The sequence below is a fragment of the Croceicoccus sediminis genome (genome assembly GCF_007570835.1).
Taxonomy (GTDB): domain Bacteria; phylum Pseudomonadota; class Alphaproteobacteria; order Sphingomonadales; family Sphingomonadaceae; genus Croceicoccus; species Croceicoccus sediminis.
In genome coordinates this window covers 1-14,122 of record NZ_SUNC01000001.1, presented here as the reverse complement: position 1 = coordinate 14,122, position 14,122 = coordinate 1, and the positions used below count along the sequence as shown (strand labels likewise).

At 61.9% G+C, this 14,122-nt stretch carries 8 protein-coding genes; 5 read left to right on the top strand and 3 right to left on the bottom strand.

Annotated elements, in window-relative coordinates:
• Positions 1-58: 58 nt before the first annotated feature.
• Positions 59-1,477 (bottom strand): adenosylhomocysteinase, encoded by a 1,419-nt coding sequence (ahcY, locus tag FAX90_RS00040; protein ID WP_144094403.1) that lies wholly within the window; start codon positions 1,475-1,477, stop codon positions 59-61.
• A 226-nt stretch (positions 1,478-1,703) separates the two neighbouring features.
• Complete coding sequence (locus tag FAX90_RS00035; RefSeq protein WP_144094402.1) at positions 1,704-2,165, bottom strand: S-adenosyl-L-homocysteine hydrolase; 462 nt, start codon at positions 2,163-2,165, stop codon at positions 1,704-1,706.
• A 195-nt stretch (positions 2,166-2,360) separates the two neighbouring features.
• Between FAX90_RS00035 and FAX90_RS00030 the strand changes: the two genes are divergently transcribed.
• On the top strand, positions 2,361-2,840 hold the full coding sequence (locus FAX90_RS00030) for a peroxiredoxin (protein ID WP_144094401.1): 480 nt from the start codon (positions 2,361-2,363) through the stop codon (positions 2,838-2,840).
• A 108-nt stretch (positions 2,841-2,948) separates the two neighbouring features.
• Entirely contained in the window at positions 2,949-4,949 is a 2,001-nt protein-coding gene (locus FAX90_RS00025) for a M3 family metallopeptidase (RefSeq protein ID WP_170234800.1), read from the top strand.
• A gap of 6 nt (positions 4,950-4,955) precedes the next feature.
• Here the strand turns inward: FAX90_RS00025 and parC are convergent, their stop codons facing one another.
• The gene (parC, locus tag FAX90_RS00020; protein ID WP_240704636.1) at positions 4,956-7,268 is read right to left on the bottom strand and encodes a DNA topoisomerase IV subunit A; all 2,313 of its coding nucleotides are present in this window, start codon (positions 7,266-7,268) and stop codon (positions 4,956-4,958) included.
• A 144-nt stretch (positions 7,269-7,412) separates the two neighbouring features.
• Between parC and FAX90_RS00015 the strand changes: the two genes are divergently transcribed.
• The 3 genes from FAX90_RS00015 to FAX90_RS00005 all read left to right on the top strand — a co-directional run.
• A complete protein-coding gene (locus FAX90_RS00015; protein WP_144094399.1) occupies positions 7,413-8,315 on the top strand; it encodes a DUF4349 domain-containing protein in 903 nt (300 codons plus the stop codon).
• Between the two features lie 97 nt (positions 8,316-8,412).
• Entirely contained in the window at positions 8,413-8,964 is a 552-nt protein-coding gene (locus tag FAX90_RS00010) for a type 1 glutamine amidotransferase domain-containing protein (protein WP_144094398.1), read from the top strand.
• Positions 8,965-9,490: 526 nt separating this feature from the next.
• The coding region (locus tag FAX90_RS00005; RefSeq protein WP_144094397.1) for a DUF5801 repeats-in-toxin domain-containing protein at positions 9,491-14,122 on the top strand (4,632 nt) is incomplete at its 3' end.

The following is a 14,122-nucleotide window of genomic DNA, read 5'->3' as shown; positions in this document are numbered from 1 at the left end:
CAACTGCCCCGCCCGATAGAGTTGGGAAAAGTTGCGTCCGTCCGCGCGGCATTTTCGATCAGTAGCGGTAATGGTCCGGCTTGAACGGCCCTTCGACCGGCACGCCGATGTAATCCGCCTGACGCTGCGACAGCGTCGTCAGCTTCACACCCAGCTTTTCAAGGTGCAGCGCCGCGACCTTTTCGTCGAGGTGCTTGGGCAGGACATAGACCTCGTTCTTGTACTCGTCGGCCTTGGTGTAAAGCTCGATCTGGGCCAGCACCTGGTTGGTGAAGCTGGACGACATGACGAAGCTGGGGTGACCGGTGGCACAACCCAGGTTCACTAGGCGGCCCTTGGCCAGGATGATGATCTGCTTGCCATCGGGAAGCGTGACCAGGTCGGTACCCGGCTTCACTTCGTTCCAGTCGTAGTTGTCGAGCGCCGAAATCTGGATCTCGCTGTCGAAGTGGCCGATGTTGCACACGATGGCCATGTTCTTCATCGACTTCATGTGTTCGCCGGTGATCACGCCTTCGTTGCCGGTGGCGGTCACGAAGATGTCGCAGCGTTCGACCGCTTCTTCCATCGTGACAACTTCGTAGCCTTCCATCGCGGCCTGAAGCGCGCAGATCGGGTCGATTTCCGTCACCATGACGCGCGCGCCGCCGTTGCGAAGCGAATCCGCGCTGCCCTTGCCGACATCGCCGAACCCGGCGACGCAGGCGACCTTGCCGGCCAGCATCACGTCGGTCGCGCGGCGGATCGCGTCGACCAGCGATTCCTTGCAACCATAGAGGTTGTCGAACTTCGACTTGGTGACCGAATCGTTCACATTGATCGCCGGGAAAGGCAGCTTGCCGCCCTTGGCGATGTGGTAGAGGCGATGGACGCCCGTCGTGGTTTCTTCCGAAACGCCGCGGATGTTGGCAACCGACTTCATCAGGTAACCGGGGTGCTTGGCCACGAACGCCTTGAGCGCGCGCTGCATCTCGATCTCTTCGGCGTTTTCGGGATCGGGCATCTTCTCGCCCGCGTCCAGACGCGCACCCCAAAGCGCGAACATGGTGGCATCGCCGCCATCGTCGAGGATCATGTTGGCGGTCTCGCCGCTACCGTCGCTGGCGCCCCAGTCGAAGATGCGGCCGACGTAGTCCCAGTAATCGGCAAGGCTTTCGCCCTTGATCGCGAAGACGGGAATGCCCTGCGCGGCGATTGCCGCGGCGGCGTGATCCTGCGTGGAGAAGATGTTGCAGGTCGCCCAGCGCACTTCGGCGCCCAGCGCGACCAGCGTTTCGATCAGAACCGCGGTCTGGATCGTCATGTGCAGCGATCCGGTGATGCGCGCACCGGCCAGCGGCTTGGCTTCACCATATTCCTCGCGCAGGGCCATCAGGCCCGGCATTTCGGTTTCGGCGATGGCGATTTCCTTGCGCCCGAAATCGGCAAGGGAAATATCGGCGATGACGTAGTCGTTCTCGACGGCGGCAGTGGCCACGGGCAACTCCTGAGCTTGGCTGCGGCCCTTTGACGGGCCATAAAAACGAAAAGCGGGCAGAAGCCCGGCGTTGCCGAGGCCTCTACCCGCTCTCCGTCCAGAGGGCAAATATAAAGAAAACTTTATATCCGCCTCGCGGCCCTGTCCGCGGTCACCCCGTTCCCCTTGGTGACCGCCGTCCCGTGCGTGGACGATCCTGTCCGATCCGTGACCTTGCCGTCCGCGCTCAACGCTTCATGGCAAATTGTGCGGGCCGGCTGGTTGCAAGCAACTCGTCAGCAGCCACCAGGAGCTGGCTGCTGTCACGGTGTGCGGCAAGACCGTTGGTCACTTGCTTGAGTTCCGCACATTCGAGCCAGGGGTGACCCTGGCCGTATACGTTGGCCATGCTGACGCTGATCTTGTCGAGCTGGCGCTTGGCGCCCTTCGCGCCGTATTTGCCGCGATAGGACGACTGAAGCGACCGTGCCGCGCCCTGCAGTGCGACGTTGTGCTTCACCGCGAACTTTTCATAGTCGCGCTGGAAATTATCCGCGCCGTGGCGGCAGCGCAGGGCCGTAACCATCAGCATGATGTCCAGTTTGCGCAGTTTTTCGGCATCGGCATAACCGCCCGCCTGTGCCGGCATCGCCGTCGCCAGAACGGCAGCCGAAGCAACGGCACCGATCGCTTTACCCAGTTTCCCCATGTCCGATGCTCCCCGTGAAATCCCAATTCAGATTGTCTGGTCTCTATGGGAAGCATCATCGGCCAAACCTTTTACCGAAAGTTAAAGGCGGGCGGTAAAAGGAAATTAACCAGACTTGGGCGGATCGCACCTTGTGGCGGCGAATGCGGAACCTATGTGAACCCGCGCGCACAACACGCATCGAAAGGATTACGAATGACGATCAAGGTGGGAGACACGATTCCCGACGTGACGTTGGTGAAAGCCACCAGCGAAGGGCCGGAAAAGGTCCAGTCGGGCGAATATTTCGCTGGCAAGAAGGTCGCGCTTTTCTCGGTCCCGGGTGCCTTCACCCCGACCTGTTCGGCCAAGCACCTTCCGGGCTTCGTCGAAAAGGCCGACGACCTGAAGAGCAAGGGCATCGACGAGATCGCCTGCACCGCGGTCAACGATCCTTTCGTCATGCAGGCATGGAAGGAACGCGACGGTTCGGAAAGCATCACGATGCTCGCCGACGGCAATGGCGACATGGCACAGGCCCTGGGCCTGACCATGGACGGTTCGGGCTTTGGCCTGGGTCAGCGCGGCTCGCGCTGGTCGGCAGTCGTCGATGACGGCAAAGTCGTCGAACTGAACGTCGAAGAAGCGGGTCAGTTCGAAGTGTCGAGCGCGGAGCATATGCTCGGCCAGCTTTGATCGATCCCAAATCGATTTTTGAAAGGGGCGTCCGTTGTGGCGCCCCTTTTTCTTGCCCCCCAAACGAACAGGTCATAGCCTGCCGTAATGTCCATTGGGGGGATTACCATGACATCCTGGGTTCGCAGCACACTACTGGGCGCAAGCCTTGTCGCAATTTCCACCACCGCTGCAGCACGGGAACCGGCGTGGCAATTCGCGGGCGAGTTCGACCCCGCCCCCGCCAGCGCGCAGTCGGTTACGGACCAGTGCGACCGGCTGATTGGCGAAATCAAGCGGATCGAGGCCGAGATCGTGGCCGAGACCGGCCCTGCGACGGTCGACACGACGCTTCGCCGGTTCGACGAAATCTCCTACCTGATCAGCGCGCTGTACGGGACGTCGAATTACCAGCACTTTGCGCAGACCGCCGAACTGCGGGATGCCGGATCCGCCTGTCAGAACCGGACGAAGGATCTTAGCGGAAGAGTCTTGATCTCGGAGCCGATCTACAGACGCCTGAAATCAATCGATACCACTGATGCAGACCCTGCCACGCGACAATATCTCTCCCGCAACCTGGCATGGATGGAGCGTAGCGGTCTTGCCTTGCCGGAAAAAGAACGCGCGAAAGTTCAGGAGCTGAAATCGCAAATCGGCGAACTGGAAACGCGATTTCGGCGCAATATCTCCGACAGCCGCAAGGTTATCAGGGCCCGTCCCGAAGACCTGGACGGCCTGCCCGAAGATTTCATCGCCTCCCACCCGGTCGGCGATGACGGGTTGGTGGAGATCAGCACCGACTATACCGATCTCAGCCCGGTGATGGCGTTTGCCACCAATCTCGACCTTCGCAGGCGCCTCGCCGAGGCGAACTCGACACGCGCCTACCCCCAGAACGATCCGGTTCTTTCCGAACTGCTGGACAAGCGTCACGAATATGCGGTGCTTCTCGGCCAGCCAGACTACGCCGCGTTCGTGTTGGAAGACATGATGTTGAACACGACTGAAAAAGTCGAAACGTTCATGGAGGAACTGTACGCCGCTGCGTCTCCGGTCGCCGAAAGCGACGTGGCCCGCTCGATGGAGGTTTGGCGCGAAACACATCCCGACGCTAAATCGCTGGAACCATGGAATTACGCCTTTGCCAACACCTTGGTGAAGGAGCGCGATTTCGGATTCGATGCGAAGGAGGCGCGGAAATACTTCTCCTACGACAATGTCCGCAACGCGACGATCGCGCTGGCCGAGAGCATGTACGACATCGACATTCGGCCATGGGATATCGAGGTTTGGCACGAAGATGTCGAACCCTATGAAGTCTATGACCACGGCGCCCTGATCGGACGGTTCTTCATCGACCCGCATCCCCGACAGGGCAAGTTCAGCCACGGCGCCATGATGCCGTTGCGGCATGGGCTCTCCGGCGGCCGCTCGATACCGACCGCAGCTCTCGTGATGAACTTGCCGGACGGCCTTATGGACCCGGCGCCTGTCGAAACGATGGTCCACGAATTCGGGCACCTGATGCATCACATCCTGGGCGGTCACCAGAAGTGGGCCGCACAATCCGGCACCGCGACCGAACGCGACTTCGTCGAAGCGCCGTCGATGATCATGCCGCTGTGGCTGGAAGACTACGACACGCTGACGACTTTCGCGATGGACGTGGACGGCAACGTGATGCCCCGCGACATGTTCGAGAAGATGCGCCGGTCGAACTACTTCAACCGGGCGGTCAACAACCTCGTGCTGCTCAGTGCGGCGAATCTCTCGCTGGGTCTGCACCGCGGACCCGCACCGGACGACCTGGGTGCCGCATCAAGGGCGTTGCGAGCGGAATACAACCCGATCGGCGTGGCCGATTTCTCGCAGTACCAGGACTCGTTCGGCCACCTAACAGGCTATTCCGCGACCGTTTATACCTACAACTGGTCGGAAACCCTGGCACTGGATCTGTTCAGCGTGTTCGAGAAGAACGGCCTGAACGACAAGGCGACGGCACAGCGGTATCGCAAACTGATCCTCGAACCCGGCGGTTCGAAGCCTGCGATCGAACTGGTACGCGATTTCCTCGGGCGTGAGCCGAACCTCGAAGCGTTCAAGGCCTCGCTCACACCTGACGAGTAAGCGCGCCTAGTCGAACGTGTTGTCGCGGGGAAAACCCTGCGGTGGAAGACGACCTGCGGCCCCGCGCGCGACGCGCCACTGCCACATGTCGCTTTCCGTTCGCGTACGTCCGCTATCGCCGCCCATCTTCCAAGACAGGCCCTCTTCCAGCTTGAGCGTCGTGGCATCCGACATGCCGCCATCGCGGTAACGTTGCAGCTGAACCCCCTGCCCGCGCGTCATGACCGGCAGTTCCTCGAGGCTGAACATCACCAGCTTGCGGTTTTCGCCCACTACGGCGACGTGATCGTGATCCGCCGGTATCTCGCGCACGACTTTCAACGTCACGCCCGGCTTCAGGTTCACGACCGCCCTGCCCTTGCGCGTTTCGGCGAGCAGTTCGTCCATCCCCGCCGCAAAACCGCGCCCGGCGCTGTTGGCCAGCAGGATCTGGCCCTTGGGACGGTGCAGGATAAGCCCGACGATGGGCGCATTGGGGTCGATGTCGAGCGAGGTGCGTAGTGGTTCGCCAAACCCGCGCCCGCCGGGCAACTTGTCGCAGCCCAGGGTGTAGAAACGCCCATCCCCGCTGGCGATCAGCAGCTTGTCGGTCGTCTGCGCGTGCAGCGCATAGGCCGGGCCGTCGCCTTCCTTGAACTTGAACTCGCTCCCGATCCCGTCGGGGCCAAGGTCGACGTGCCCCTTCATCCCGCGAATCCAGCCGCGCTGGGACAGGATGACCGTCACCGGCTCCTTCTCGATCATGGCATCCATCGAGAATTCGACCGTGGGCTCTGCCTCGGCAATGGTCGTGCGCCGACGGCCCAGCGCGGTCGTCTCGGCATATTCCTTGCGCAAGGCATTGAGATCGCGCTTCAACCGGGTGCGCTGACGGCCGGGGCTCTCGATCAGCTTTTCCAGCTCGTCCCGCTCGGCCAGAAGCTCGTCGCGCTCCTTGCGAAGCTGCATTTCCTCAAGCTTGCGCAAGCTGCGCAGACGCATGTTGAGGATCGCCTCGGTCTGCCGGTCGGTCAGGCCGAATTCGGCCATCATGATCGGCTTGGGCTCGTCCTCGTTGCGGATGATCTCGATCACCCGGTCGAGGTTGAGGAAGGCGATGATGTAGCCTTCGACCAATTCGAGCCGCTTTGCGATCTGTTCCAGGCGATAGCGCGAACGCCGCACCAGGATATCGATCTGCGACACGATCCAGTGGCGCAGCACTTCGCCCAGCCCCATCACAACCGGCGTGCGGCTGGCGTCGAGGACATTCATGTTGAGCGAGAACCGGCTTTCCAGGTCGGTGAGCTTGTAAAGGCTTTCCTTCAGCAGGTCAGGATCGACATTGCGGCTCTTGGGGACGAGCACGATGCGTATCTGCTCGTCACTTTCATCGCGCACGTCTTCAAGGATGGGCAACTTGCGATCGCCGATCAGGTTGGCGATCTGCTCGATCAGCTTGCCCTTCTGAACCTGATAGGGGATTTCGGATAGGACCAGCTGCCACTGCCCGCCGCCCAGCCGTTCGATCCCGGCTTCGCGATCCTCGTCCTTCTCCGCCTCCGCCGCGTGGAAGCGCCCGCGCATGCGAAACGATCCGCGACCCGTTTCGTAGGCGTGGCTGATGATTTCCGGGCTATCGACGACCAGCCCGCCGGTCGCGAAGTCGGGACCGCGAAAGACTTCCATCAACTCCGCATGCTCGGTCTTCGGGTTGTCGATCAGTTTCAGCGTTGCGTCGATGATCTCGGCCGCATTGTGGCTGGGGATCGAGGTCGCCATGCCGACCGCAATGCCACTGGCACCATTGGCGAGAAGGTTCGGGAACAGGCCGGGGAAAATCTCCGGCTCTTCCTCTTCCCCGTTGTAGGTCGGGACGAAATCGACCGTACCTTCGTCCAGCCCCTGCATAAGCAGGATGGCGGTGCGGGTCAGCCGCGCCTCGGTATAACGGTAGGCAGCGGCGTTATCGCCGTCGATGTTGCCGAAGTTACCCTGCCCTTCGACCAGCGGATACCGCAGCGCGAAATCCTGAGCGAGGCGGACCATCGCGTCATAGACCGAAGCATCCCCGTGCGGGTGATACTTGCCGATGACGTCGCCAACGACGCGGGCCGATTTCTTGAATCCCGACTGCGGATCGAGCTTCAGCATCCGCATCGCCCACAGCAGGCGCCTGTGTACGGGCTTCAGACCATCTCTCAGGTCTGGCAGCGAACGTGCTGTAATCGTTGACAAGGCATAGACGAGGTAACGCTCGGACAGCGCCGCGTCGAACGGCGCGTCAATCAGCCTGTCGAAGGGATCGGGTTCGGTCATGTCAGTCAGATCGTCAGCCATCAGACCTGCCGATCTAGCAGCGGTGCAAGGCCGCGGAAACGGCGGGTTTCGATTGATCCACCATTACGCTGCGAACCTGGCGACTTGCGCTCAAGTCGGATCAGGGTCAGAATAAGGCGAAAATATGGCATAAAGGAGGCCTTAATGCGGCAGACAGCTCTCGCACTCCCCATCCTCGCACTCGCGCTCGCATCGTGTGACAGTAGCCCCGTGGCGGTCCACGAAGGCACCGAGAGCATGACCGCCATCGACGTCGCCGAAGAGGCCGTTGCCGACGCAGAAGCGCCGCCATCTGCCGCGACCGGCGGGGAAATCGCCGTCGCGCTTCCGAAAATAGCCTATGTCTACAGCTACGGTTTCCGCCTGCCCGCAGACAGGATCGCCCCGCTCCAGCTGGCCCATGCCGACTTGTGCGACACGCAGGGACCGGCCACCTGCCGCATTCTCGACATGCGCCAGTCTGGCATGGAGGGCGAATATTCGTCCGGCTCGCTGACTCTGGCCGTAGCCGCACCGCAGGCACGGGCTTTCGGGGCAAAGCTGGGCCAGCTTGCAGGCAAGGAAGGCGGAACGCAGGTTTCCAGCGCCATCAGCGGAGAGGACCTGTCGAAACAGATCGTGGATACCGAGGCCCGGATCAAGGCACGCACGATCCTGCGCGACCGCCTGCTCGAAGTGCTGGCAACGCGGCGCGGAACCGTTGCCGAACTGGTCGAGGCCGAGCGCGCCGTCGCCCAGGTGAACGAGGAAATCGACCAGGCGCAGAGCTGGCTTGCCGAAATGCGCGGACGCGTCGACTTCAGCCGCGTGAACGTCTCGTACGAATCCGGCATGCCCGAAACGGGAAGTTTCGCCAGCCCGGTCAGGCAGGCGATGTCCAGCGTGTCGGGCATCCTCGGCAACATGCTGGCTTTTGCCATCGTGCTGCTGACGGTCCTGATACCGCTCGGCCTTGTCGCCCTTGGCGGTTTCAAGCTGTTTCGCCGGTTCAGGCCATCGGCATCGCCGACGGCTTCCGAACGAAAAACGGGTCCTGAAAGCGACTGAGCGGACGCTGGCTACGGGTCGTCGCATGACACGGAACGCCAAGGATTTCCGGGCATTATAAGGGTAAATGCACAAACGCAAACCCCCGGAGAATACAATGACCAGCAAGGTCCTCATCGTCGCCACCAACGGTTTCGAACAGTCGGAACTTCTCAAGCCCCGCCAGAACCTCAAGGACGCAGGAATGATCACCACGATCGCCAGCCCCGAAGAAGGCTCTATCCGTGGCTGGGATAAGAAGGACTGGGGCGAATCCGTCTCGGTCGACATGTCGGTCGAAGATGCGGACGTGGACGATTTCGATGCCCTGCTGCTGCCCGGCGGTCAGATGAACCCCGACATCCTGCGCATGAACGATACCGTGATCTCGCTCGTCCGCTCGTTCAACGAGGCCGGCAAGCCAATCGCCGCGATTTGCCACGCCCCCTGGCTTTTGGTCGAGGCGGACATTGTCGAAGACCGCAAGGTCACGAGCTGGCCTTCGGTCCGCACCGATCTGCGCAATGCGGGCGGCCATGTCGTTGACGAGGAATGCGTCATCGACGGCAACCTCATCACCAGCCGAAATCCCGATGACATCCCGGCCTTCAGCAAGGCCCTCATCGAGATGCTGCAGACAGCAGAGTCGAAGGTCGCCGAAGACGCCTGATAACGCTCTCAAACCTCACGGAAAAAGGACCGCCGCGTTCCTGCAGGAACGCGGCGGTCTTTGCTTTTGCGTAAGACCGATTCGCCGAGTCGGAAAAAAGGTTAAGATTCATTAACCGCGAATGTTAAACATGCTTTTAGTTCCCGGCCTTTCGGGCGCAGCGACCGATATTTTCCAAAACCTTTTAGATTCAGGTGTCTGTGATTGCGGTCACAGCCAAATGGCCGGCGCTTATCCCATTATGGGTCATGGCAATCAGGTCGCTTGAACGATCTGCTTTAACAATTGCATCCTAGTGGCCTAAGACAGATTACGCAGAAGGCTTGTTTAACGTTTTCAAGAAGTAGCTCAGCCGGGGGGCATCGCTACTGACACAGTCAGCTCCTCGCGAACAGGAAACCATGTGGGGCACCTGTTCGGCTCTTCACGAAACCACAGGCAGTGGCCGTCCAGACGAACGGGCGGCCTGAACCTTTTTTCTGTGTCCACGCGCATGGCGTGACGCAGTTGTGACGAGGCGATGGAAATGGACTATCAGTCGAACGGCTCGAACGGCGCTGACGAAACCAACGGCCTGGCAGAGACCACTCCGGTGTTCAATGGCAGCAGTGCGGTGAAGCGCGTGATCGCCGACCCGGCCCGCGAAAACGTCCTTGTCCTTCCCGCGGGCGTCTCGCTCGACGATATCAAGGTCGACGGTGCCAACCTCATCATCGAACTGCCCGACGGCACCGAGATGGTCGTCATCAACGGCGCGATCTACGTGCCCGAGATCGTCATCGACGGCGTCACCGTCCCGCCGATGAACCTTGCCGCCCTGCTGATTTCCGAAGAGCCTCAGCCCGCGGCCGGCGACAGCCAGAGCTCGGGCGGCGACTTCGCCGATCCGGTGAACCCGATCGATCCAGCCTACGCGCTGGGCGACCTGCTGCCCTACACCGAACTGTTCTTCCCCGAACCGCAGGACGAGGAAATCATCCCGGGTCTCGTCAACGAAATCCCGGAAATCACCTTCATCCCGGAAACGGGCGACGGCACAATCGTCGATGAAGACGGCCTGCAGGGCAACACCGAAGAGCGTCCCGAATCGCCGGGCACGATGGACCAGACCGACGACGAAGCGACGACGGGCACGATCCTTTATGTTTCGCCCGACGGCACTGATCGCCTGCTGATCGACGGCATGGACGTTTTCCAGATAGTCGACGGCGAACTGGTCATCCAGGAACCGTTCGTATCGGGTTATACCATCGGCAACGGCACGCTGGTCATCAACGCCGTCGACATCGTCAACGGCTCGATCACCTACACCTACACGCTGAACGACAATACGTTGGGCGACGACACCTTCGTCGAATTCGATATCACGGTCATCGATCCCGACGGCGATTCCGACACCGGTACCGCCCGCATCGACATCATCGACGACAGCCCGTTCACGAACGACGACGGCAATCTCGCCACGCTGGACGACAATGCCGCGGGCGTGGTCGTCGGTACGGTCGCAGGCCTGCTTGGCAATGACGAATACGGCGCGGACGGCGCCGGTTCCCCGGCGATCACCATCGCCACGGGCGACCTTGGCGGCACGATCCAGATCGTGAACGGCAACCTCGTCTATACCTCGGGCACTGATGTCGCACCGGGCGAAACGGCCGTCGAAACTTTCACCTACACCATCCTCGATGGCGACGGTGACGTCAGCAATCCCTCGACCTTCACCGTCACGCTGACCGACGAAGGCCCGTCGATCTCCGAACTGGCCGCTTCGATCGCGGTCGACGAAGAAGGCCTCGGCGGTCTCGCCGGCGGCCCGGCGTCCGACCTGCCTGGCGAAGCCACGGTGCAGACCGGCACGCTCGATGGTCTTGCTTTCGGCGTCGACGGCATGGGCGACGTCGTCCTTGCGGCTTCGGCCGATACGGGCCTCGTTTCCGCCGCGGGCAATCCGGTCGAAACGGTCTGGGACGCGGCATCGCACACCCTTGCCGGCCAAGATTCGGTGACCGGCGAAACGGTCTTCACGCTCGAAATCACAGACGTGGCGACCGGTGCCTATACCTTCACTCTGCTTCAGCCCGTGACCCACGCGGTTGCAGGCCCGGAAGATGACGCCACCCTGCAGGTGACCGTTACCGTCACCGATGCCGAGGGCGACGCAGCCACCGGCGCAATCGCGATCCTGATCGACGATGACAGCCCGGTCATTACGACCGTCGATGCCGCCATCGCGGCCGCCATCCTCGACGAATCCGCCGCTGGCGCCGACGAAGGCGGCGATTTCGATCCCGCCGGTCTCGCCAGCGTCAGCGTCGACTATTCCGGCAATTTCAGCCTCAGCAACGCGGACACCGACGCCGAAGGTTTCGGGGCCGACGTTCCGGGCAGCGTCAGCTACTCGCTGAACCTCTCGGGTTCTGACGTCGCCTCGGGCCTCCTTGCCCTCGACGGCAGCCCGATCGTTCTGAACCTGGTGGATGGCGATATCGTCGGTACGGCTGACGGCGTCGAATACGTTCGCATCTCGGTCGACGCCGACACCGGCGTCGTCACGTTCACGCAGTCCGAAAACGTACAGCACGCCGACACGACCAGCGACGACGATACCGCCGCCCTGCTCGTCGCCGAAGGCGGACTGACCCTGACGGCAACCGCCACTGATGCGGACGGGGACACCTCCTCGGCCAGCATCGATCTTGGCAGCGGCACCTTCCAGATCGAAGACGACGGCCCGAAGATCGGCGCCCAGGCGACCGGCGAGGCGAACTATATCGCCACGACCGATGACGACGGCAATCCGAACACCGACAGCTTTGCTCTCTCGGACATCTTCAGCACGACTGCCGCCACCAGCTTCGGCACCGACGGCCCCGGCTCGCTGACCGAAACCTTCGGCCTCTCGCTCCTTGTAGAAAGTAGCGCACTGACCGGTCTTGCCAGCGGCGGCGAACCGATCACCCTTTCGCTGAGCGAAACGGCATCGACCGTCACGGTCACCGGCGCAACCGGTGAAGGCTCGGTCTTCACCATTAGCGTGGACAAGGCGACCGGCGAACTCACCCTCACGCAGTCGGCTCCGATCGACCACGCGGCGGACAGCGACCTTGCGGTTCTCGCCAACGGACTCGTCCAGGCGACCTACTCCGCGACCATCGTCGACGCCGACGGTGACAGCGAATCCGCGTCGAGCTCTTTCGATCTGGGCGGAAACATCCAGTTCAACGACGACCTGCCGAGCATCGTCGCAACCGGCGTCATTCCGGTCGCGGTCCTCGACGAATCTCCCGCTGGTCTCGATGAAGGCGGCGACTTCGATCCTGCCGGTGTTGCCAGCGTCGATGTCGACTTCTCGGTCAGCTTCCAGCCCAGCGACACCGACCCGAACGCAACGGCTTTCGGCGCCGACGTCCCGGGCGATGTCAGCTATTCGCTCGGCCTCGTCGGCAGCGACGTGGCATCGGGCCTGTTCACTCTCGACGGTGACGCCATCGTCCTGAACCTCGTCGGCGGCGATATCGTCGGCACGTCAGGCGGCACCGAATATGTTCGCATCTCGGTCGATGCCGACACGGGTGTCGTGACCTTCACCCAGTCGGAAAACGTACAGCACGGCGACACGACGAGCGATGACGACACCGCTTCGCTGATCGTCGCGAACGGCGCCCTGACGCTCACCGCGACTGCCACCGACTATGACGGCGATATCGCCACGGCCAGCATCGACATCGGCAACGGCACCTTCCAGATCGAAGACGACGGCCCGTACGCCAACGACGACGGCGTCTACCAGGTCATGGAAGACTTGCCGCTCCTCAACATCGACGTGTTTGCGAATGACGATGCAGGCACAGACGGCATTGATCTGGCAACCGACCTTATCGTGATCAGCGATCCTTCCAAGGGTACGGTCACCTACAACGGTGACGGAACCTTCAACTACACGCCCACTCCGGGCCAGGTCGGCCCCGACAGCTTCACTTACCAGATCACCGATGCCGATGGCGACACGGCCACCGCAGTCGTCACTCTGAACCTTGCACCGGATTCGACCCCGACGATCGTCGCCAACGACGTTGTCGTTGACGAAGACGGTCTTGCCGGCGCCAATCCGGACTCGGGCCAGACTGATCCGCTTGAAGTGACTTCGACCGGATCGGCCAGCACCACCGGCACGATCGTCGTCAGCTATTTCGCCGACGTTCCGGCAGACCCGGCTGCTGCTTTCGAATTCATCAACGTCGACTCGCTGGACGGATCGATTTCGTCGGATGGTCAGCCGGTCGATTTCTCGCTGGTCGGCGGCGACATCGTCGGCACCGTAGATGGCGGCGCGACGCCGGTGATCACCATCGCGCTGGACAGCTTCGTCGCTGGCCCCAACGCGGGTGACATCACCTACACCTATTCGGTCACGCTTTCGCAGGCGATCGATCATTCCGACACCGGCAACAGTGAAAACACCGCGATCATTGCCGGCATCGACTTCCAGGTTACCGATAGCGACAACGATACGCAGCCGGGCGAATTCGACGTGACGATCGTCGATGACGTTCCCTCGGTCACGAACGTACAGCTGGGCAGCTCGGTTTCGGTCGACGAGACCGATGCGGGCGAAGCTTTCGTCTCCGGTCCGATCAGCGCGACGAGCGCGGCTCCGATCATCTCGGCAACGCTGATGTTCGGTGCCGACGATGCCGCGGGCGATCCGGTCTACTCGATCGACATCGTCGGTGACGGCACGACCACGCTCAAGACTTCGGACGGCGACCTGTCGATCACGCTGGAACAGACCAGCGACTCCGTCATCACCGGTACCTACAACGGCGGTGCGGATACGGCCTTCACGGTCGAGATCCTGGCTGACGGCTCGCTCAAGGTGACGCAGAACGTCGCTCTCGAGCACACCATCCCGACCGACGACAACGACACGCTCGACCTTGCAGGGCTCGTCACCGCCACGGTCACGATCACCGACAACGACGGCGATACCGACGAGGGCACTGTCCAGGTCGGCGATGCGGTCACCTTCTTCGATGATGGCCCCTCGGTCACGAACGTGCAGCTGGGCAGCTCGGTCTCGGTCGACGAGACCGATGCGGGCGAAGCTTTCGTTGCCGGTCCGATCAGCGCGACGAGCGCGGCTCCGATCATCTCGGCA